Here is a 20,664-nt window from a genome sequence, read left to right as displayed (position 1 = left end):
GCAACCCGCAGCCAATTCAATCAAGCCTGTCAGACAATACGCGTGCCCAGCACTTGAAGGAACGCCGCCAGCCAGGCCGGGTGCGCGGGCCATGCCGGTGCGGTCACCAGGTTGCCATCCACATGCGCCTGGTCCACCGCGATGTCGATGAACGTGCCACCCGCCAGGCGCACTTCTGGCGCACATGCCGGGTACGCGCTGCACTCACGCCCCTCCAGCACCCCTGCCGCTGCCAGCAGCTGGGCCCCATGGCAGACCGCCGCAATCGGCTTGCCGGCCTGGTCGAACGCCCGCACCAGGTCCAACACCTTTTCATTCAGGCGCAGGTACTCCGGCGCGCGGCCACCTGGGATCAGCAGCGCGTCATAACTCTCGGGCCGCACCCGCACGAAATCATAATTCAGGGCAAAATTGTGCCCTGGCTTTTCGCTGTAGGTCTGTTCACCCTCAAAGTCATGAATCGCGGTACGCACGGTCTGCCCCGCCAGCTTTTCCGGGCACACCGCATGCACCGTGTGGCCCACCATGCTCAAGGCCTGGAACGGCACCATCGCTTCGTAATCTTCGACGTAGTCGCCCACCAGCATGAGAATTTTCTTCGCCGTCATCTCGCCCACTCCTTCGGTTAACTGTGAATAGTCACTGCACGATAGCCGCTGTCAGTCACGGCGGTCGAGGAAGTTGACCACCAACCGATCAAGCCAGCCCCAGATCCGTTGCTTCACCCTGCGCCACAAAGGGCGCGCATGCCAGTGGGCGAGGTCGACTTCCTCGCTCTGGGCGAAGTCGCGCTCGAAGCTGGCCACCACCGCCGCTGTCAACGGCGGGTCCAGCGCTTCGATGTTGGCTTCAAGGTTGAAGCGCAGGTTCCAGTGGTCGAAGTTGCACGAACCGACGCTGACCCAGTCGTCTACCACAGCCATCTTCAGGTGCAGGAAGCACGGCTGGTACTCGAAAATCCGTACGCCCGCGCGCAACAGACGCGGGTAGTAACGATGCCCGGCGTAGCGTACCGAGGGGTGATCGGTGCGCGGACCGGTCAACAACAGACGCACGTCCAGGCCCTTGCTGGCGGCCCGACGCAATGAACGGCGCACGCTCCAGGTCGGCAGGAAGTACGGCGTGGCCAGCCACACCCGTTTCTTGCCGCTGTTCAGCGCCCGTACCAGCGCGTGCAGGATGTCCTGGTGCTGGCGGGCGTCGGCATAAGCGACCCGGCCCATGCCCTGCCCCTGCGCAGGCACCTTGGGCAGACGCGGCAGGCCAAAGCCTTCAGCAGGGCGCCAGGCGGTGCGGCGGTTGTTGGCTTGCCACTGACGGTCAAACAGCAACTGCCAGTCGCTCACCACCGGCCCCTGCATCTGCACCATCACTTCGTGCCATTCGCTGGTCGCCTCACCGGGCGTCCAGAACTCGTCGGTAACGCCCGTCCCCCCCACCACGGCCCAACGTTCGTCAACCAGCAGCAATTTGCGATGATCACGGTAAAGGTTACGCAGGCCACGCTTCCAGCGCAGGCGGTTATACCAGCGCAAGTACACGCCAGCGTCCAGCAGGCGCTGACGCAACGCGCTGTTGAAGGCCAATGAACCGTAGTCATCAAACAGGCACCGCACCCGCACGCCACGCCGGGCAGCCTGCTCCAGCGCGTCGACCACCGCCTCGGCACAGGCACCGGCCTCGACCAGGTACAGCTCCAGGTCAACCTGGAACTCGGCACGCATGATCGCCAGGAGCATGCGCGGAAAGAACGCAGGGCCGTCGATAAGCAGTTCGAACTGATTGCCATCCCGCCAGGGGAAGACCGGCCCCGCCATGTCAGCGCGCAGTGAAGATCAGCACCGCGCTAACCGGTACCGACGGGTTGATGGACTTCAACCTGGCGAACTTGCGCAGGCTTTCCAGCCCCGGCAGCAAGCCAAAATCTTCGGCGCGCAGCACCAGAGGCTCAAGGGTCACCACCTGGAAACGCCGCGCATCCAGGCGGGTGGCCAGCAACAGGACATTGTAGCTGTGCGACTGGCCATGCAAGGTGACCGTCAGCGGCAGGCGCAATTCGATCTGAGCACCGTCGGCCAGGTCATTGATCGGCTGCAGGTCGATCTGCGCCTTCACTGTGGCCTCGGCGAAGCGCTCGACCTCGAACAGGTTGTCGCGCATTTGCTCGTCACGCAGCGGAATACCGCTGCTCACCGAGTCCATCTCGATCCTCAACCCGGCCATACCCTTGCGATCGACCGTGCCATGCAACACCAGAAAGCGATGCACTTCGGCGGTGTCGCCGTTCTTGCCGGTGATGAATGACAGCCGTGAAGATTCGCCATCCAAGTGCCAATTGGCATGAGCGGGCAGGCACAAAGCCAGCAATAAGGCAGGCAGCAGACGGGGCAACTTGAACATGACAGATCTCGTGAAACCAGGCCGCCAACCTTACCCGCCTGCATTCATGGCAGCAAGCGGCAGCCCTCACGCGCGCCTTGCCAGGCCGCCTGGCTGCGCCGCCCCAGGCCTTCAGCGGTGACTCGCTGCTGCTGGCTGTTTTCCTCCAGCAGGTTCAGTGGCAGCCACTGCTTCACGTACCCTTGGCAGTACACCTTGTCGAAGCCCATGACAAAGCGGCAGGAACAGTATTCCTTGGCCGAGTAGGCCGAGAGTATGCCGGGGAAGTCCGCCAGCGCCTGGCGTTCCTGCCATGCCCAGAACAGGAGCCCTGCCAGCGCCAGCAGCAATAGCCGCTTCATGCCCCCTCCCCGGCCAGTACCGCCAGCACCCGCTTGAGCAGTTCGTCGTGTCGATAGCTGCCGTCGCGGTCATCGGCGTAGCGCACGATCACCAGCTTTTGCTCAGGCAGCACATATAACGCCTGCCCCCAGTGGCCAAGGGCGGCGAAGGTGTCTGCCGGTGCACTGGGCCAAGGCCGCTCGGCGCCAGCCAGCGGCTGGTTGAGCCACCAATGGCCACCCGGGACGGCCTCACCAGGCAGCGCTTGGGCCTGGGCAAACGGGGTGCGGTTGAAGGCCACCCAGGCTTTGGGCAGCAATTGTCGGCCCTGCCAGCGCCCGTCGCGCAACATCAGCAGGCCAATACGGGCCAAATCACGGGCACTAAGGTAGAGATAGGAAGAGCCTACATAAGTGCCTGCCCGGTCACGCTCCCACACCGCACTGCCGATACCCAACGGGGTGAACAGTGCGTGCCAGGGGTAGTCGGGGTACTGCCCGGCATCGAGCATGCCGCGCAGCGCGGCGGCCAGCAGGTTGCTGTCGCCGCTGGAGTAGAGGAATCGCTGACCGGGGCTGGCGGCGGCACCCTGCGCCGCCGCGTAGGCAGCCATGTCTGCGCGGCCACGGGTATACAGCATGGCCACCACCGAGGACTTCAGCGGCGCGTATTCGTAGTCTTCCTGCCACTCGAGGCCACTGGCCCAGTGCAGCAGGTCGGCCACGCGCACGCCTGGGTGGGCGCGCATGGGTGGATAGAAACGGCTGACCGGGTCTTGCAGCTGGAAGCGGCCTTCGCCCTGGGCCACGCCCATTATCGTGGCCAGTACGCTCTTGCTTACCGACCAGGTCAGGTGCGCGGTGGCGGCACGGGTGGGCGCGGTGTAGCGCTCGTGGAGGATACGCCCGTCGCGGATGATCAGCAGAGCGTCCGTGCGGATGCCGCTGCGCTCCGAGGGGGAGCGTGCAGGAAAGGCGTAAGCGTCGACGGCCTGCCAGTCGAGGGTGGCGGGGTCGTTCTGCCACTGCGGGTCAGGCCAGTCCTCCGCCTTGGCGCTACCTGCAACCAGCGCAAGGATGACCAACAGTACCTTCATCGTGCTCGCCTTGATGGGGGCTGCTTTGCAGCCCTTCGCGGGCAAGCCCGCGCTCACAGTTGCAGGAGCGGATGCCCCCGCGAACAGGCCAACATCATCAATACAGAATCAGCGCCGAACCGGCCGCTTCTGCAGCTTGCGCTGCAACGTCCGTCGGTGCATGCCCAGCGCCCGCGCGGTGGCCGAGATATTGCCTTCATGCTCGTTCAGCACGCGCTGGATGTGTTCCCACTGCAGGCGATCGACCGACATCGGGTTTTCCGGCACCAGGGTATCCAGGTCGGTGTGCTCCGACAGCAGTGCTGCCAACACATCATCAGCGTCAGCCGGCTTGCACAGGTAGTTGCAGGCACCGCGCTTGACCGCCTCCACTGCGGTGGCAATGCTCGAGTACCCGGTCAGGATCACCACGCGCATTTCTGGGTCCAGTTCCAGCAGCTTGGGCAGCAGCACCAGGCCGGAGTCGCCATCCATCTTCAGGTCCAGCGTGGCGTAGTCCGGCAGGTCCTGCTGGGCCAGAATCAAGCCTTCTTCGGCAGAACTGGCAGTGCTCACACGGAAACCGCGACGGCTCATGGCCCGGGCCATGACCCGGGTGAAGGTGGCATCGTCATCCACCAGCAGCAGGTGCGGCAGCTCTTCGCTTTCGACCTGGTTTTCTTCGCTCATCATTCATCTCCTCGCTTGCCATAGGGCAGGCGCAGTTCGGTCAGGGTGCCACCCTGTTCATGACTATAGAGTTTCACCGAGCCGCCCGCACGGGTCACGCTGGCCTTGCTCAAGAACAGGCCCAGGCCGAAGCCTTTGCCCTTGGTGGTAATAAAAGGTTTGCCAATGGCTTCGGCAATGGCTGGCGGTACACCAGGACCATGGTCGTGGATACTGATGACGATGTCCTGGGCGTCCCAGTCCAGGCGAACCTCCAGATCATCAGGGCAGGCATCGGCGGCATTGTTCAACAGATTCAGTAACGCCTGGGTCAGGTCTGGCGGCGGCGCCAGACGCGGCACCTTACCGTCACGCAGGCGCTGGAAGCGGTAGCTGGCTTCCGGGCGCATCAGGTGCCAGCGGTTGAGCGCCTCGTCCAGCCAGGCGGTCACATCCTGCTCCACGATGGCCAGGCGCCGGTTGGCTTCGGCTGCGCGCACCAGCTGTTGCAAAGTCTCTTTGCACAGCTTTACCTGGTCCTGGAGGATCTGCAGGTCCTCCTGCAACAGCGGGTCGGTGTGGTCCTGGCGCATTTCGTTGATCAGCACGCTCATGGTCGCCAGCGGCGTACCCAGTTCATGGGCGGCACCGGCGGCCTGGGTAGCCACAGCCAGCAGTTGCTCGTCGCGCAGGCTTTCTTCACGCCGCTCTGAACGCAGCTGCTCCTGGCGGCGCAGCTCTTCGGCCATGCGCGCGGCAAAGAAGGTGATCACAGCCGCCGCCAGGGCAATGCTCAGCCACATGCCGTAGACCTGCATCTTGTCCCGCGCCATCGGCAGCCCTTCGAGCGGGTAGAACTGCACCAGCAGCAAGCTGTAGGCCGTCAGCGCAATGCCCGACAGGATCAGCGAATACAGCCACGGCAAGGTCACCGCGGCAATCGCCAGCGGCACCAGGTAATACGACACGAACGGGTTGGTCGAGCCGCCGGAGTAATACAGCAAGGCACTGTGGATCAGCAGGTCACAGGCCAGCTGCAGGGCGTACTCCATTTCGGTGACGGGCAGCGACAGCCGCAGGCGCAGGGCCGTGAAGGCACACAGCAACGAAGACAAGGCCAAGGTGCCGGCCAGTGACAGCCAGGGCAACGGCAGCAGTTCGGTCCAGTAGGCAACGCCCACCGAGCCGGCCTGGGCAGCCAGGACCAGGACCCGAATGACGGTCAGGCGCCAGAGGTTCTGGCGGGTAGCGGACAACGGTTGTACGGCGGCGAGCATGAGCTCTCCTGATGAGTGCTCCAGAAAAATCGGCTGGAGTATACCGAAGCCGGGCGCCTCGCTGCAGCGATGCGGCAAAGCGCCACACTTTGTCACAGGTTCATGATGGCACTTTTGAACCCACTACACTGTTGCCGGTCCTATGGGCCATGCGTGGAATGGATGACCAGCCCCCACGCCTTCAAATGCCAAGGAGTACCACATGCAAATCCCACGTCGCGGCGCTGCTCTGATCATGTCTTGCGGCCTGCTCGCCAGCCTGCCGGCACTGGCCGCCGATGAACCGCGTTTCAACCAGGTATCGCTGCGTGCCGAAGTCAGCAAGGAAGTGGCGCGCGACCTGATGGTCGTGACCCTGTACAGCGAAGCGCAGAACAGCGACCCGGGCAAGCTCGCCAAGCAGATTACCGAAACCATGAACAAGGCCGTGCAGCAGTCACGCCAGGTCAAGGACGTGAAGATCAGCCAAGGCAGCCGCAACAGCTACCCGGTGTATGACAGCAAGGGCCAGAAAATTACCGGCTGGCGCGAACGCGCCGAACTGCGCCTTGAAAGCGCCAACTTCCCGGCCTTGTCCCAGCTTACCGCCGATTTGTTGCAAGAGCTGAAAATGGCTGGCATGGACTTCTCCATCGCCCCGGCCACGCGCAAGGCCAGCGAGGATGCTCTGCTCAAGGATGCGGTCGATGCCTTCAAGGCACGCGCGCAACTGGCGACTGAAGCGCTGGGTGGCAAAGGCTACAAAGTGGTGAGCCTGAACCTCAACAGCAGCGGCTACCCGCGCCCGTACTTGCGTAGCGCGCCGATGGCGATGAAGGCCATGGGGGCTGATGAAGCAGCACCGGCGCCAGATATCGAGGCGGGCACCAGTGAAGTGAGCATGAATGCCGATGGCCTGATCGAAGTGCAGATGCCATAAGGCGTCCACGCATCATCTGTGGGAGCCCGCGAGCAAGACACGGCGGTGGATGGCACGGGCTTCGCCCGTGTTCGCGGGTAAACCCGCTCCTACAGGTGAACGCGCCATTTTCACGATTTTCAGACCTTTCTTACGCACCATCAAGGTGCGTCCTACGTTTACCCTTGCCTAGAAACATCGCGCAAAACGCCATCATTTTGCCTACGCAAACGTTTAACTTCGCCAAAAGTTATACCGATGCGACATCCATGTACGGTCGTACCACTTTTCTGACGCCAACTATCCTTGTACCTGTTGCATTGGGAACACCCCCTGCATAAGTATCCGCAGGTCGGCTCACGAGGCCACCTCATCCAAAAAATGACAACAATGAGGCCACCATGCTCAAACACGCAGTCATTCCGTTCCTGCTGGGTGCAGGCTTGCTCAGCGGCGCACCGTCGGCCGTCGCCGCATCCAACCTGGTGTTCTGCTCCGAAGGCAGCCCAGCCGGCTTCGATCCGGGGCAGTACACCACCGGGACCGACTTCGACGCCTCGGCAGAGACCGTGTTCAACCGCCTGACCCAGTTCGAGCGCGGCGGCACTGCGGTCATCCCGGGCCTGGCGACCAAATGGGAAGTGTCCGACGACGGCAAGACCTACACCTTCCACCTGCGTGAAGGGGTCAAGTTCCACACCACCGACTACTTCAAGCCCAGTCGCCCGTTCAACGCCGACGACGTGCTGTTCACCTTCAACCGCATGCTCGACAAGGACAACCCGTTCCGCAAGGCGTACCCCACCGAGTTTCCATACTTCACCGACATGGGCATGGACAAGAACATTGCCAAGGTGGAGAAGCTTGACGAGCACACGGTGAAGTTCACCCTCAACGAGGTGGACGCCGCATTCATCCAGAACCTGGCCATGAGCTTTGCCTCGATCCAGTCCGCCGAATACGCCGACCAGTTGCTCAAGAATGGCAAGGCCGCCGACATCAACCAGAAGCCGATCGGCACCGGCCCGTTCGTGTTCAGCAAGTACCAGAAGGACGCGCAGATCCGCTTCAAGGGCAACAAGGACTACTGGAAGCCCGAGGACGTGAAGATCGACAACCTGATCTTTGCCATCACCACCGACGCCTCGGTGCGCATGCAGAAGCTTAAAAAGAACGAGTGCCAGGTCACCCTGTTCCCACGCCCGGCCGACATCGAGCCGCTAAAAGCCGACAAGAACCTGCAAATGCCGCAGCAGGCCGGCTTCAACCTCGGCTATATCGCCTACAACGTGATGGACAAGATCAAGGGTAGCAACGAGGCCAACCCCATGGCCCAGCTGAAAGTCCGACAGGCGCTGGACATGGCCGTGGACAAGAAAAAGATCATCGAGTCGGTATACCAGGGCGCCGGCCAGCTGGCGGTCAACGCCATGCCGCCCACGCAGTGGTCTTATGACGACAGCATCAAGGACGCCGCCTTCGACCCCGAGAAAGCCAAGCAACTGCTCAAGGAAGCCGGCATCAAGGAAGGCACCGAAATCACCCTGTGGGCCATGCCCGTGCAACGCCCGTACAACCCCAATGCCAAGCTGATGGCCGAAATGCTCCAGTCCGACTGGGCCAAGATCGGTATCAAGGCGAAGATCGTCAGTTATGAATGGGGCGAGTACATCAAGCGCTCCAAAGGCGGCGAACAGGGTGCCATGCTGATCGGCTGGAGCGGCGACAATGGTGACCCGGACAACTGGCTGGGTACCCTCTACGGTTGCGATGCCGTCGATGGCAACAACTTCTCCAAGTGGTGCTACAAGCCCTACGACGATCTGATCAAGCAGGCCAAGGCCACGTCCGACCAGGCCAAACGTACCGAGCTGTACCAGAAGGCGCAGCACATCCTCAAGGAGCAGGTACCGATCACCCCGATCGCCCACTCCACCGTCTACCAGCCCATGAGCGCCAAGGTGAAGGACTTCAAGATCAGCCCATTCGCGCTGAACGCCTTCTACGGCGTCAGCGTGGACAAATAGGCTGACCGTGGCACCCGCTGAGCGGCGGGTGCCCCTCCCTCCTTGCCACCCTTTCATGTCGTCCTGCGGCTATCCGCTGCGGGGTCGGCTAACTGTTGCCGCCACTCGCACCCCGAGGCGGCGCAAACAGATGAAAAAGGAACTGCCATGCGCCACGTCAAACGCCTTTCGACCCTGCTGGCCCTGGGCCTGATCAGCCAATCCCCGTCCCTTTTGGCCAACAATCTGGTGTTCTGCTCCGAGGGCAGCCCAGCTGGCTTCGACACCGCCCAGTACACCAGCGCCACCGACAACGACGCCGCCGAACCCATCTACAACCGCCTGGTCGAGTTCGAACGTGGCGGCACCGCCGTGCACCCGGCCCTGGCGACGCACTGGGAGGTGTCCGACGACGGCCTGCGCTACACCTTCCACCTGCGTGAAGGGGTCAAGTTCCACAGCAACAAGGCCTTCAGCCCGAGCCGCACGTTCAACGCCGACGATGTGCTGTTCACCTTCAACCGCATGCTCGACAAGGGGCATCGGTTCCGTCAGGCCTACCCTACCGAGTTTCCCTATTTCAACGGCATGGGCCTGGACAAGAACATCGCCCGCGTCGAGAAGACCGACCCATTGACCGTGGTGTTCACCCTGAACACCGTCGATGCCGCGTTCGTCCAGAACCTGGCCATGAGTTTCGCCTCCATCCTCTCCGCTGAATACGCCGAACAGCTACTGGCCAGTGGACGCCCCAGCGACATCAATCAGCAGCCTATCGGTACCGGGCCGTTCGTGTTCCAGCGCTACCAGAAGGATTCGCAGATCCGCTACAAGGGCAACAAGGACTATTGGGCAGCGAACGAGGTGAAGATCGACAACCTGGTGTTCTCGATCAATACCGACCCCTCGGTGCGTATCCAGAAACTGCGCCGCAACGAATGCCAGGTCACCCTGCACCCACGCCCGGCCGACCTGCCGGCGCTCAAGGCCGACAGCACACTGCAGGTGCTCCAGCAACCAGGCTTCAACCTCGGCTACATCGCCTACAACACCCAGCACCCGCCATTCGACCGCCTGGAAGTGCGCCAGGCAATGGACATGGCGGTCAACAAGAAAGCCATCCTCCAGGCGGTGTATCAGGACGCCGGCCAACGGGCGGTCAACGCCATGCCACCAACCCAGTGGTCCTATGACGACAGCATCAAGGACGCCCCGTACGCGCCCGAAAAGGCCAGACAGCTGCTCCAGCAGGCCGGTGTCAAACCTGGCACCGAGGTCACCCTGTGGGCCATGCCGGTGCAACGCCCGTACAACCCCAATGCCAAGCTGATGGCCGAAATGCTCCAGGCCGACTGGAGCAAACTCGGTTTCAAGGTGCGCATCGTCAGCTACGAATGGGGCGAATACCTCAAGCGCATGAAAAACGGTGAGCACGACATCGCCCTGATCGGCTGGACCGGTGACAACGGCGACCCGGACAACTGGCTGGGCACCCTCTACAGCTGCGATGCCATCGGCAGCAACAACTACTCGCAGTGGTGCGACCCGCAGTACGACAGCCTGGTCAAGCAGGCCAAGCAAGTGACCGACCGTACGCAACGCACCGCCCTGTACCAGCAGGCCCAGCAGCGGCTCAAGCAGCAGGTACCGATTACGCCGGTGGCGCATTCCACCGTGAGCCAGCCGCTTAGCGTCAAGGTTTCCCAGTTCAAGGTCAGCCCGTTTGGGCGCAATGATTTTTCCGGTGTGAGTGTTGATTAAGCGTTAGCCAGTACCGGCCTCTTCGCGGGCAAGCCCGCTCCCACAGGATCTCGACAGGTTCGGACACTGCGCCCTACCTGTGGGAGCGGGCTTGCCCGCGACGAGGCCAGAACGGCCAACACAACGCCCCGATTCTGCCCGGCGATCCCGCGGCACCCCTGGCAACACCGCAGCAATCACCCGGCCCACAAGGCCGGCCATAACTAGAAAAGAAAGGGAGCTTTAACCTTGAAAGTATTCACCTTGACCGCACTGGCGTTATCCATCGGTGCCTTTTCCACGGTGGCCCAGGCAGATCCGCAGAGCCAGGACTACCTCCCGCTCACCCTCAAAAGCAGCAGCGAGCAAGCGCAAGCCAGCGGCTTCATCGACGGCCAAAGCCTGTCCGGCAGTACCCGCAACTGGTATGCCCGCGAACGTGCAGCACGCGCGCCGCTGTGGAAGTACTACAAGAACGACGGCACCCGCCACGACACCCACAGCCGTGAAAACTGGGTCCAGGGCACCATCCTCAATTACAGCTCCGGCTTCACCCAGGGCACCGTGGGCTTCGCCGTCGAGGCTGCCGGCTACAACGCCATCGCCCTGCAGCAGAGCCGCGAAGCCATTGCCGGCCCCAACAACCGCACCCTCACCCACAGCGACGGCGACCCCGTCGGCCAGTGGAGCAAACTGGGCCTGGGCAATATCAAGGCGCGCGTGTCCAACACCACCCTTACCCTTGGCCGCCAGTCGGTGGACACGCCGATGATCGCCTACATCGGCAACCGCGCCTTGCCCTCGAGCTTCCAGGGCGCGTTCCTGCACAGCGCTGAATTCGACAACCTCAGCCTCGACCTGGGCACCTTCGACCGCGTCTCGCCACGTACCGAACAGAGCCTCAGCAAGTTCCGCAGCGAGTACAGCGCCACCGGCGTGGAAACCGACCGCGCCAGCACCGCCGGCATCAACTACCAGCCGTTCAAGAGCCTGAGTACCAGCCTGTACGCCACCAAGGTCGACGATTTCTGGAACCAGTACTACTTCGGCGCCAACCATGTGCTCGGCGACAGCGCAGTGCTCAGCCTGAGCACCGGCCTGAACTACTACAAGACCGTCGACGCCGGCAGCCAGAAAATGGGCAAGATCGACAACGACACCTACAGCCTGTCACTGGGCCTGACCCATCAGGCCCACACCCTCAGCGCCTCCTGGCAGCAGGTCAACGGCAATGAGTACTTCGACTACCTGCACGAAACCAACGGCATCTTCCTGGCCAACTCGCTGCTGTCGGACTTCAACGGCCCCAACGAGAAATCGCTGCAGATTTCCTATGTGCTGAACATGGCGCCCTATGGCGTACCTGGCCTGAAGTTCAACCTGTACAACGCCCGCGGCTGGGGTATCGACGGCACTCACTACCGCGGCACTGCCTACGACGTGAATGGCCTGGATGGCGAAACCCACTACGAGTGGGGTATCGGCACCAGCTACGCGCTGCAGAGCGGGCCGCTGAAAGACACCAGCATACGCGCCACCTACACCACCCATCGCGCCAGCAAGGCCCAGGGCGATGGCAGCCTGGATGAGTTCCGCGTGGTCACCACCATTCCGTTCAACATTCTCTGACCGTCGGCGCCCTGGCCCGTTTCGCTGCGGGCCGGGGCGGCTACGCTGGAACCAATGCAAGCAGGGAGTTTTCAACACATGCACAGAGCTTTCATGAAATCGCGGCCGTTGCGCCTAGCCCTGGTCGCGCTGCTTCTGGGCGGCGCCACGCAACTGGCGGCCAAACCGCTGGTGGTGTGTACAGAAGCCAGCCCGGAAGGGTTCGACATCGTCCAGTACACCACCGCAGTCACCGCCGATGCCTCGGCCGAGACAGTGTTCAACCGCCTGGTCGACTTCAAACCCGGCACCACCGAGATCCAGCCGGCCCTGGCCGAGCGCTGGGACATTTCAGCCGACGGCCTGACCTACACCTTCCATCTGCGTCAGGGGGTGAAGTTCCACACCACCGACTACTTCAAGCCAACTCGTGACTTCAACGCCGATGACGTGCTGTGGAGCCTCAATCGCCAGCTCGACCCGAACCACCCCTGGCATGACAAGACCAGCGTCGGCTACCCGTACTTCGAGAGCATGGGGTTCAAGGAACTGCTCAAGTCAGTCAGCAAGGCTGACGAGCACACCGTGGTGATTACCCTCAGCCGACCGGAAGCGCCGTTCCTGCGCGACATGGCCATGGGCTTTACCTCGATCTACTCCGCCGAATACGGCGACCAGTTGCTCAAGTCTGGCAAGACCGCCGAGCTGAACAGCAAGCCGATCGGCACCGGCCCTTTCATTTTCCAGCGTTACAACAAGGACGCCCAGGTCCGCTTCAAGCCCAACCCGGACTATTTCCGCGGCAAGCCGCCGGCCGATGCGCTGGTGTTCGCCATCGCCATCGACAGCAACGTGCGCCTGCAAAAACTGCGCGCCAACGAGTGCCAGGTGGCGCTCTATCCCAAGCCCGATGACGTGCCGTCGATCAAGCAAGACCCGAAACTCAAGGTTGAAGAAATCGAGGCCTTGGTCACCGGCTACATCGCCATGAATACCCAGCACAAATACCTCAACGACGTGCGCGTGCGTAAAGCCATCAACATGGCCTTCGACCGCCAGACCCATGTCGACCAACTGTTTGGCAAAGGCAACGCGCTGGTAGGTGTAAACCCTTACCCACCCACCATGATCGGCTACAACACCCACAACCAGAACCCAACGCGCGACCTCGACAAAGCCCGCGCACTGCTCAGTCAGGCCGGTGTACCCGAGGGCACGGTAATCACCCTGTTCACCCGCAACGGCGGCGGCCCGACCAACCCCAACCCGCGCCTGTCCGCCGAGATGCTGCAAGCCGACCTCAAACAGATCGGCCTCAAGCTGGATATCCGCGTCATGGAATGGGCCGAGATGCTGCGCCGAGCGAAGAACGGCGAAGCCGACCTGGTGTCCACCGGCTGGGCCGGCGACAACGGCGACCCGGACAACTTCCTCAGCCCGCTGCTCAGTTGCGATGCAGTGAAAAGTGGCGAGAACTATGCGCGCTGGTGCAACCCCAAGTTCCAGGAGCTGATCAGCCGCGCCCGCGAAGTGATCGACAACGACGAGCGTGCAAGGCTCTATAACGAGGCATTGAAAGTGTACGATGACGAACAACCCTGGATCAGCATGGCTCATCCAAAGATGTTCACCGCCATGCGTGACAACGTGGAGGGCTACGTGATCAACCCTCTGACCAACAACAACTTCGCCACCACCAAGGTGAAGTAGAACAACAACGACCGCCGGCCACCCACACGGGGACCGGCGGCTCTGCCGTACCGGGCTGATCGCCCCACGGCCTGATGAGGTAACCCCGACAATGTTGAGTTTTATTGCCCGGCGCCTTGGCCTGCTGATACCGACCTTTTTCGGCATCACCTTGCTGACCTTCGCGCTCATACGCCTGATCCCCGGCGACCCGGTGGAAGTGATGATGGGCGAGCGCAGGGTCGACCCCGAAATGCATGCCCAGGCCATGGAACGCCTGGGCCTGAACAAGCCACTGCCGGTCCAGTACCTGGACTACGTCGGCAAACTTGCCCAGGGTGACCTTGGCGAATCGCTGCGCACCCGCGAAAGCGTGTGGCGCGAGTTCCTCACCCTGTTCCCGGCCACCCTGGAACTGGCCTTCGCCGCCCTGCTGTTCGCCGGCGTCGTCGGCCTGCTGGCCGGTGTAATCGCCGCACTCAAGCGCGGTTCGCTGTTCGACCACGGGGTCATGGGCATATCACTGGCCGGCTACTCGATGCCGATTTTCTGGTGGGGCCTGATCCTGATCATGTTCTTCTCCGTGAGCCTTGGCTGGACCCCGGTATCCGGGCGCATCGACCTGCTCTACGACATCGAGCCGAAAACCGGCTTCATGCTTATCGACACCCTGCTCAGCGATGAAGAAGGCGCGTTCAAGGACGCTGTGATGCACCTGATCCTGCCGGCCATCGTGCTCGGCACCATCCCGCTGGCGGTGATCGCCCGCATGACCCGCTCGTCGATGCTCGAAGTACTGCGCGAAGACTACATCCGCACCGCCCGCGCCAAAGGCCTGTCGCCGGCCCGTGTGGTGTTCGTGCATGGCCTGCGCAATGCCTTGATCCCGGTACTGACCGTGTTCGGCCTGCAGGTCGGCACGCTGCTGGCCGGGGCGGTGCTGACCGAAACCATCTTTTCCTGGCCGGGCATCGGCAAATGGCTGATCGAAGCCATCGGTGCCCGTGACTACCCCGTGGTCCAGAACGGCATCCTGTTGATCGCCTGCCTGGTGATTCTGGTCAACTTCGTCGTGGACATCCTCTACGGCCTGGCCAACCCACGCATCCGTCATCAGCGCTGAGGCCCTTGCCATGACTAGCCCGATTACAAAATCCGTGTCACCGGCCAGCCCGGTGGACCAGAGCCTGCTCTACCCCTCCCCGTACAAAGAATTCTGGCAAGCCTTCGCGCGCAACAAAGGCGCGGTCATGGGCCTGGCCTTCATGTGCCTGGTGGTATTCTGCGCGCTGTTCGCGCCTTGGGTCGCCCCACATGACCCGAGCGAGCAGTACCGCGACTTCCTGCTGACCCCGCCGGTGTGGCTGGAAGGCGGCACCTGGCAGTTCATCCTGGGCACCGACGAACTGGGCCGTGATCTGCTTTCGCGGCTGATTCAAGGTGCACGGCTGTCGCTGCTGATCGGCCTGTCGTCAGTGGTGATGTCACTGATCCCGGGCATTCTCCTTGGCCTGCTGGCCGGCTTTTTCCCGCAGTTGCTCGGCCCGTCGATCATGCGCCTGATGGACGTGATGCTGGCGCTGCCGTCGCTGTTGCTGGCCGTGGCCATCGTCGCCATCCTCGGCCCTGGCCTGATCAACACCGTGATCGCCATCGCCATCGTTTCCCTGCCGTCCTACGTGCGCCTGACCCGCGCCGCGGTGATGGGCGAACTGAACCGCGACTACGTCACCGCTGCCCGCCTGGCCGGCGCCGGCTTGCCCCGGCTGATGTTCGTCACCGTGCTGCCCAACTGCATGGCACCGCTAATCGTGCAGGCGACCCTGAGTTTTTCCTCGGCGATCCTCGACGCTGCTGCGCTGGGTTTCCTCGGCCTCGGCGTGCAGCCGCCTACCCCCGAGTGGGGCACCATGCTGGCTTCGGCCCGGGATTACATCGAGCGCGCCTGGTGGGTGGTAAGCCTGCCCGGCCTGACCATTCTGCTCAGTGTGCTGGCAATCAACCTGATGGGCGACGGCCTGCGCGATGCGCTGGACCCGAAACTCAAGAACGCCGCCTGAGGAGAACGCCATGTCACTGTTGCAGATCAACAACCTGAATGTGCGCTTCGGCGACGCCAACGCGGTACCGGTGGTCGATGGCCTGGACCTGGCGGTGGATGCCGGCGAAATCCTGGCCATCGTCGGCGAGTCTGGCTCGGGCAAGTCGGTCACCATGATGGCCCTGATGGGCCTGATCGATGCGCCCGGGCGCATCACCGCCGACGCCCTCACCTTCGACGGCACCGACATGCTCAAGCTCAGCGGCCGTCAGCGGCGCAAGGTGGTGGGCAAGGACATCGCCATGGTCTTCCAGGACCCGATGACCGCGCTCAACCCCAGCTACACCGTGGGCTTCCAGATCGAGGAAGTGCTGCGCCAGCACTTGGGCCTCAAGGGCAAGGCTGCCCGCCAGCGTGCTCTGGAGCTCTTGAAGAAGGTCGAGATTCCGGCCGCCGAAAGCCGCCTGGACGCTTACCCGCACCAGCTGTCAGGCGGCATGAGCCAACGTGTGGCGATCGCCATGGCCATTGCCGGCGAGCCAAAGCTGCTGATCGCCGACGAACCGACCACGGCCCTCGACGTGACGATCCAGGCACAGATCATGGAACTGCTGGTCAACCTGCAGAAGGAGCGCAACATGGCGCTCATCCTGATCACCCACGACCTCGCCGTGGTCGCCGAAACCGCCAGGCGGGTGTGCGTGATGTACGCCGGCCAAGCCGTGGAAGTGGGCCAGGTGCCAGAACTGTTCGATGTGCCCGCCCACCCTTACAGCGAAGCCCTGCTCGCCGCGATCCCCGAGCACAGCATTGGCGCCGAGCGCCTGGCCACACTGCCTGGCATCGTCCCCGGCCGCTACGACCGCCCGGTCGGCTGCCTGCTGTCACCACGCTGCCCCTATGTACAGGACAATTGCCGGCGCCAGCGCCCGCCCCTCGACCCACAGGCCCACAGCCTGGTGCGTTGCTTCTACCCGCTGAACCAGGAGGTGGCGTGATGGCCGTCGTTCTATCTGCCAGGGAGCTGACCCGGCACTACGAAGTCTCCCGCGGGCTGTTCAAGGGCCATGCGCTGGTGCGCGCGCTCAATGGCGTGTCGTTCGAACTGGAGGCCGGCAAGACCCTGGCCGTGGTCGGCGAGTCGGGCTGCGGCAAGTCGACCCTGGCCCGCGCCCTGACCCTGATCGAAGAGCCGTCGTCCGGCTCGCTGCAAATTGCCGGCACCGAGGTGAAGGGCGCCAGCAAGGCAGAGCGCAAACAACTGCGCCGCGATGTGCAGATGGTGTTCCAGAGCCCCTACGCCTCGCTCAACCCACGGCAGAAGATCGGTGACCAACTGGCCGAACCGCTGCTGATCAACACCTCGCTGAGCAAGGCCGAGCGCCGCGACAAAGTGCAGAAGATGATGGAGCAGGTCGGCCTGCGCCCCGAGCACTACCAGCGCTACCCTCACATGTTCTCTGGCGGCCAGCGCCAGCGTATCGCCCTGGCCCGGGCGATGATGCTGCAACCCAAGGTGCTGGTGGCCGACGAACCGACCTCCGCGCTGGACGTGTCGATTCAGGCGCAGGTGCTGAACTTGTTCATGGATCTGCAGAAGGAGTTCAACACCGCCTACGTGTTCATCTCGCACAACCTGGCGGTGGTGCGGCATGTGGCGGATCAGGTACTGGTGATGTACCTGGGGCGGCCGGCGGAGATGGGGCCGAAGGAGGACATCTACAACAAGCCGCTGCATCCCTATACCCAGGCGCTGCTGTCGGCGACACCGGCGATTCATCCAGACCCGTTGAAGCCAAAAATTCGTATCGTCGGGGAGCTGCCCAACCCGCTGAACCCGCCGGATGGGTGTGCGTTCCACAAACGCTGCCCGTATGCGACCGAGCGGTGTGCCAAGGAGGTGCCGGCGCTGAGGCAGGTGAGTACGCGGCAGGTTGCGTGCCACTATGCGGAGCAGTTTCTTTAACTGTTAGAAAACTGGGCAGCCCTCAATGCGAAAAACCGCAGCTTGCTGCGCTGCCCAGCTGAAGTACCAAGGCTTTTTGATTGTGGAGCTGAATCCATTTGTGGACGAGGTTGCCATTGAGGCTGTAGTCCAAGGCGATGTTTGCGATGGAGGCGCCGGGCTCGTCGCACTCTGGGCTTTGAAAGGTTTATTGTAGGTACGGCGCTGAGGCCTGGAAAATGCGCTTGATGGGTCAGAAATGGTGTCCACTTTTAGGTGGACACCATGGCCTTCGCCGGTTCCGTCAGGAAGATGTGTTGGCCGGACGGATACCGGGATTCGACCATCAGGGAAGTGTCAGTTTTTTGTGTACGGGACAAGGCATTTTCAATGCTTTGATACCTGCTTGCTGACTGCAGACGCCGTCAAGCCTAATCGGGCAGATGCGTCTACAATACTTCCAGTTTCAACCACTACCGCAAATGCTGCCATGCAAGGCAACATATCAACATGACTTTCGCAAGATAGATTTGATAGTCCATTACTATGAGCACTCATATCTACAGCCCCACAGCGAAGAAATACGCCATTGGCACACCCACAAAATCTAGAATTTCTATACCGAAGAAAATGTCACCCATACAGGTGCAGAAGCAAAGCGCCTGACAACACTAGGCTAACACCACCGATCTGGATGACTGACAGCCGCTCGCGAAAAAAGAAGTACCCCAGGATCGCGGCAATACCACCCGACAACGTGCTGATGACGGTGACAACGGACACCGAGCCATTTAGAGCCCCCCAAGAAAACGCAGAAAACCCTCCCAAGTTGAAAAGACTTGCCCCGCACAGTGAGCCATAGGTCTTCAGCATTATTGTCGTATGGTCCCGCAGAAACCTGACGGCTTCATGGATCAAAAAAATGACCCCCACCGCATACCCTAGCGCCAGCATGTTCACCGGTCCCAGCGCCGGCAAGGTGAATTTCCCCTGAATCCAGAAGCTGATGCCGTAAAGCATGGCCGCCAACAAAGCAAACCACACAGACATTACGCTGGTGACCTTACGATCGAAACCACCATTATCGCTGCGGCAGGCCAACAGCACGCCGAAAAAGCAGACAAGGATACCGACCACCTGCCAAGCGGAAAGGGCATCACCACCCAGCCATGCCAACAGCGTTGTAAAAACACCATACGAAGTGACCAGGGGCGCCACGATGGCTGTCTTGCCAATAGCGAAAGCTTTTGAAAGCGCCAGCGCTCCTACTACGGTGCATAGAGAGGCGACAATTCCTAACCCTATCGTGAGCCAGGGCGCAGAAGTAAATTTCTGCCACTGATCGGCTGAAATGGCAATAATGATTGCCATCAAGAAAAGCCCTAGCAACTGACCGAAAAATACCGCCCGTTTTACTCCAACCGCTCTTGCGTTCACGCCGACCAAGAAGTCGGTGCACCCCCAGAACACCGCAGCCAGCAACCCCATGAATACGTCCATAGCAATGGTCCTTAATTATGAATTATTCCTGAACCTCCTCAGACAGTAATCGGGAAAACAGCAGAAATCAAACACCTATTTTGACAAGAATCTACAGACTAACGTATTTCGGCACGTCCACCAGCCTAGCAACATTATTAACGAGTTAGTTAGTACTGTAGAGATAGCGGCAAGTGCCAAGAGAATACTGTAGGAACTTTCAGACAACACTCCACTTGCACTTACTACACTAAATATTACTAATTCAACGAGACCTTTGGTGTTCATCAGAACACCAAATTGGATTTATTGATCTCAAGCCGGCATCCGGGCCCTGCCTTGCACACGCCTTTTGTAGCGAAGAGTTGTAGCAAAAGGGCCGCAAAGCGGCCCCCAAAATCTCAATGCATAAAGAACCAGATCAGAATGATCACCGGAATCGGCACCCCAATCATCCAAAGCAGTATCGAGCGCATGGCCTTTCTCCTTGTTCGATGGTGAAAAGAAAGGTGCAGCCGCCATGCCAGTTGTATCAAAAAACTACATTCATAAGAATCAACGGCTTACCCTCCAAGCCGCCTGAGCAAACCGTGCAATATGCAGGATCCACGCCCTTGCACCTGGGTGTTCTGCAATGCACTATCCACCCATGATCGCCACCACCCTCCCCGACGGCCCCGAGCAAACGCCGCTTACCGCCGAAATCGTGCTGCGCTACCACCTCTGCTGGAAGCACCGCGACCTCGATGGCGTCATGGCGCTCTACCACCCCGATATTCAGTACCACGACTTCTTCCAGAACCGCGTGCTTGGCCACCAGGAACTGCGCGACTACGTACGCGCTTGCCTGCCCCATGAAGCTGGCGAGGACATCGTCCACAGCGACCGCATCCGCGTCGATGGCTGCACCGCATTCATTCAGTATCAGGTCACGGTCCAGGGCGGCGACGGCCTGGTTGCGTTCCAGTCCAGCGAGGCGATCACCGTCAGGGACGGGCTGATCTGGCGGGTCAACGAATACGCCACGCTGGTCCGCCGGAACGGCACAGGCCACGCCAACAGCGGTCCGCGCCCCGCCACCAGCCGCCTGGGCCTGTCGCCTCGGCAGTTGTCGACCATGGCCCAGGACCTGGAGCATTACTTCCAGCGTCAACGCCCCTACCTCGACCCGGAGCTCGACCTGCAACAGGTCGCCGACGCCAGCGGCTACAGCCGCAACCAGATTTCCTACCTGCTCAACCAGGTGCTGGGGCAAAGCTTCTACCGCTACGTCAACCAGGCACGCCTGCAGCACCTGATGGCCAGCCTCGGCGACGACAGCGTCGAGGCGACGATCGACGAGCTGGCCTTCAGTGCCGGTTTCAACTCGCTGTCGGCGTTCTACAAGTGCTTCCGCGAACACACCGGGCTCACGCCAAAGGCCTACCTGAAGCAAATTTCCCTGCGTGCACGCACGTAAGACAGCCGCCCACTGACACCACTAGCATCGCCCACAGACCTTGACGGATGTGGAGCC

General features: G+C 61.6%; 19 protein-coding genes. 10 read left to right on the top strand and 9 right to left on the bottom strand.

Annotated features, from left to right (window positions below; translation table 11 throughout):
• Window positions 1–29: 29 nt before the first annotated feature.
• The 7 genes from I8746_RS22820 to I8746_RS22790 all read right to left on the bottom strand — a co-directional run bounded on the left by I8746_RS22820 (window position 30) and on the right by I8746_RS22790 (window position 5,742).
• The gene (locus tag I8746_RS22820; RefSeq protein WP_003255238.1) at window positions 30–608 is read right to left on the bottom strand and encodes a DJ-1/PfpI family protein; all 579 of its coding nucleotides are present in this window, start codon (window positions 606–608) and stop codon (window positions 30–32) included.
• 51 nt (window positions 609–659) lie between these two features.
• The gene (locus I8746_RS22815; RefSeq protein ID WP_014589784.1) at window positions 660–1,817 is read right to left on the bottom strand and encodes a phosphatidylserine/phosphatidylglycerophosphate/cardiolipin synthase family protein; all 1,158 of its coding nucleotides are present in this window, start codon (window positions 1,815–1,817) and stop codon (window positions 660–662) included.
• Between the two features lies 1 nt (window position 1,818).
• Window positions 1,819–2,400, bottom strand: coding sequence for a YceI family protein (locus I8746_RS22810; protein WP_003255241.1), 582 nt, complete (start codon window positions 2,398–2,400; stop codon window positions 1,819–1,821).
• Window positions 2,401–2,444: 44 nt separating this feature from the next.
• The gene (locus tag I8746_RS22805; RefSeq protein WP_221101080.1) at window positions 2,445–2,741 is read right to left on the bottom strand and encodes an amidase; all 297 of its coding nucleotides are present in this window, start codon (window positions 2,739–2,741) and stop codon (window positions 2,445–2,447) included.
• The gene (locus tag I8746_RS22800) at window positions 2,738–3,817 is read right to left on the bottom strand and encodes a serine hydrolase (RefSeq protein ID WP_221101079.1); all 1,080 of its coding nucleotides are present in this window, start codon (window positions 3,815–3,817) and stop codon (window positions 2,738–2,740) included. Before I8746_RS22800 ends, I8746_RS22805 begins: the two co-directional genes overlap by 4 nt.
• Before the next feature lie 108 nt (window positions 3,818–3,925).
• On the bottom strand, window positions 3,926–4,486 hold the full coding sequence (locus I8746_RS22795; RefSeq protein ID WP_003255244.1) for a response regulator transcription factor: 561 nt from the start codon (window positions 4,484–4,486) through the stop codon (window positions 3,926–3,928).
• Entirely contained in the window at window positions 4,486–5,742 is a 1,257-nt protein-coding gene (locus I8746_RS22790; RefSeq protein ID WP_014589781.1) for an ATP-binding protein, read from the bottom strand. The genes I8746_RS22795 and I8746_RS22790 overlap by 1 nt, the downstream gene beginning before the upstream one ends.
• A 202-nt stretch (window positions 5,743–5,944) precedes the next feature.
• Here I8746_RS22790 and I8746_RS22785 point away from each other — a divergent pair, with 202 nt between their 5' ends.
• The 9 genes from I8746_RS22785 (at window position 5,945) to I8746_RS22745 (ending at window position 17,690) form a co-directional block, all read left to right on the top strand.
• Window positions 5,945–6,661, top strand: coding sequence for an SIMPL domain-containing protein (locus I8746_RS22785; RefSeq protein WP_003255248.1), 717 nt, complete (start codon window positions 5,945–5,947; stop codon window positions 6,659–6,661).
• A 380-nt stretch (window positions 6,662–7,041) separates the two neighbouring features.
• A complete protein-coding gene (locus I8746_RS22780) occupies window positions 7,042–8,667 on the top strand; it encodes an ABC transporter substrate-binding protein (protein ID WP_019750529.1) in 1,626 nt (541 codons plus the stop codon).
• 147 nt (window positions 8,668–8,814) lie between these two features.
• Window positions 8,815–10,407 (top strand): ABC transporter substrate-binding protein, encoded by a 1,593-nt coding sequence (locus tag I8746_RS22775; protein ID WP_221101078.1) that lies wholly within the window; start codon window positions 8,815–8,817, stop codon window positions 10,405–10,407.
• 228 nt (window positions 10,408–10,635) lie between these two features.
• Window positions 10,636–12,015, top strand: a complete 1,380-nt coding sequence (locus I8746_RS22770; protein WP_003255254.1) for an OprD family porin — start codon at window positions 10,636–10,638, stop codon at window positions 12,013–12,015.
• 78 nt (window positions 12,016–12,093) lie between these two features.
• Complete coding sequence (locus tag I8746_RS22765; RefSeq protein ID WP_178085894.1) at window positions 12,094–13,704, top strand: ABC transporter substrate-binding protein; 1,611 nt, start codon at window positions 12,094–12,096, stop codon at window positions 13,702–13,704.
• Between the two features lie 91 nt (window positions 13,705–13,795).
• Window positions 13,796–14,806 carry an ABC transporter permease subunit gene (locus tag I8746_RS22760; protein WP_003255257.1) on the top strand — a complete coding sequence of 337 codons (1,011 nt, stop codon included), beginning with the start codon at window positions 13,796–13,798 and terminating at the stop codon, window positions 14,804–14,806.
• Between the two features lie 10 nt (window positions 14,807–14,816).
• Window positions 14,817–15,743: an ABC transporter permease subunit gene (locus I8746_RS22755; RefSeq protein WP_003255259.1), complete on the top strand. Its 927-nt coding sequence runs from the start codon at window positions 14,817–14,819 to the stop codon at window positions 15,741–15,743.
• A gap of 10 nt (window positions 15,744–15,753) precedes the next feature.
• Complete coding sequence (locus I8746_RS22750) at window positions 15,754–16,722, top strand: ABC transporter ATP-binding protein (protein WP_003255260.1); 969 nt, start codon at window positions 15,754–15,756, stop codon at window positions 16,720–16,722.
• Window positions 16,722–17,690 carry a peptide ABC transporter ATP-binding protein gene (locus I8746_RS22745; protein ID WP_003255261.1) on the top strand — a complete coding sequence of 323 codons (969 nt, stop codon included), beginning with the start codon at window positions 16,722–16,724 and terminating at the stop codon, window positions 17,688–17,690. Before I8746_RS22750 ends, I8746_RS22745 begins: the two co-directional genes overlap by 1 nt.
• A gap of 366 nt (window positions 17,691–18,056) precedes the next feature.
• Here I8746_RS22745 and I8746_RS27675 read toward each other — a convergent pair whose 3' ends face one another.
• Both I8746_RS27675 and I8746_RS22735 read right to left on the bottom strand, forming a co-directional pair.
• Entirely contained in the window at window positions 18,057–18,161 is a 105-nt protein-coding gene (locus I8746_RS27675) for a LysR family transcriptional regulator (protein WP_108078521.1), read from the bottom strand.
• A gap of 141 nt (window positions 18,162–18,302) precedes the next feature.
• Window positions 18,303–19,169, bottom strand: a complete 867-nt coding sequence (locus I8746_RS22735; protein WP_014860058.1) for a DMT family transporter — start codon at window positions 19,167–19,169, stop codon at window positions 18,303–18,305.
• Between the two features lie 613 nt (window positions 19,170–19,782).
• Between I8746_RS22735 and I8746_RS22730 the strand changes: the two genes are divergently transcribed.
• The gene (locus tag I8746_RS22730; protein ID WP_020191899.1) at window positions 19,783–20,607 is read left to right on the top strand and encodes a nuclear transport factor 2 family protein; all 825 of its coding nucleotides are present in this window, start codon (window positions 19,783–19,785) and stop codon (window positions 20,605–20,607) included.
• Window positions 20,608–20,664: the final 57 nt, after the last annotated feature.

Source organism: Pseudomonas sp. USTB-Z (assembly GCF_019691255.1).
GTDB classification, from domain to species: Bacteria; Pseudomonadota; Gammaproteobacteria; order Pseudomonadales; family Pseudomonadaceae; genus Aquipseudomonas; species Aquipseudomonas alloputida.
This window is presented reverse-complemented; position numbering and strand designations above follow the sequence as displayed.

Coding starts and splice junctions, on each gene's coding strand:
- I8746_RS22790 (WP_014589781.1), bottom strand. CDS start 5,742: ATGCTCGCCGCCGTACAACCGTTGTCCGCTACCCGCCAGAACCTCTGG.
- I8746_RS22785 (WP_003255248.1), top strand. CDS start 5,945: ATGCAAATCCCACGTCGCGGCGCTGCTCTGATCATGTCTTGCGGCCTG.
- I8746_RS22815 (WP_014589784.1), bottom strand. CDS start 1,817: ATGGCGGGGCCGGTCTTCCCCTGGCGGGATGGCAATCAGTTCGAACTG.
- I8746_RS27675 (WP_108078521.1), bottom strand. CDS start 18,161: ATGGCAGCATTTGCGGTAGTGGTTGAAACTGGAAGTATTGTAGACGCA.
- I8746_RS22760 (WP_003255257.1), top strand. CDS start 13,796: ATGTTGAGTTTTATTGCCCGGCGCCTTGGCCTGCTGATACCGACCTTT.
- I8746_RS22775 (WP_221101078.1), top strand. CDS start 8,815: ATGCGCCACGTCAAACGCCTTTCGACCCTGCTGGCCCTGGGCCTGATC.
- I8746_RS22795 (WP_003255244.1), bottom strand. CDS start 4,486: ATGAGCGAAGAAAACCAGGTCGAAAGCGAAGAGCTGCCGCACCTGCTG.
- I8746_RS22780 (WP_019750529.1), top strand. CDS start 7,042: ATGCTCAAACACGCAGTCATTCCGTTCCTGCTGGGTGCAGGCTTGCTC.
- I8746_RS22800 (WP_221101079.1), bottom strand. CDS start 3,817: ATGAAGGTACTGTTGGTCATCCTTGCGCTGGTTGCAGGTAGCGCCAAG.
- I8746_RS22730 (WP_020191899.1), top strand. CDS start 19,783: ATGCACTATCCACCCATGATCGCCACCACCCTCCCCGACGGCCCCGAG.
- I8746_RS22755 (WP_003255259.1), top strand. CDS start 14,817: ATGACTAGCCCGATTACAAAATCCGTGTCACCGGCCAGCCCGGTGGAC.
- I8746_RS22735 (WP_014860058.1), bottom strand. CDS start 19,169: ATGGACGTATTCATGGGGTTGCTGGCTGCGGTGTTCTGGGGGTGCACC.
- I8746_RS22745 (WP_003255261.1), top strand. CDS start 16,722: ATGGCCGTCGTTCTATCTGCCAGGGAGCTGACCCGGCACTACGAAGTC.
- I8746_RS22750 (WP_003255260.1), top strand. CDS start 15,754: ATGTCACTGTTGCAGATCAACAACCTGAATGTGCGCTTCGGCGACGCC.
- I8746_RS22765 (WP_178085894.1), top strand. CDS start 12,094: ATGCACAGAGCTTTCATGAAATCGCGGCCGTTGCGCCTAGCCCTGGTC.
- I8746_RS22805 (WP_221101080.1), bottom strand. CDS start 2,741: ATGAAGCGGCTATTGCTGCTGGCGCTGGCAGGGCTCCTGTTCTGGGCA.
- I8746_RS22820 (WP_003255238.1), bottom strand. CDS start 608: ATGACGGCGAAGAAAATTCTCATGCTGGTGGGCGACTACGTCGAAGAT.
- I8746_RS22810 (WP_003255241.1), bottom strand. CDS start 2,400: ATGTTCAAGTTGCCCCGTCTGCTGCCTGCCTTATTGCTGGCTTTGTGC.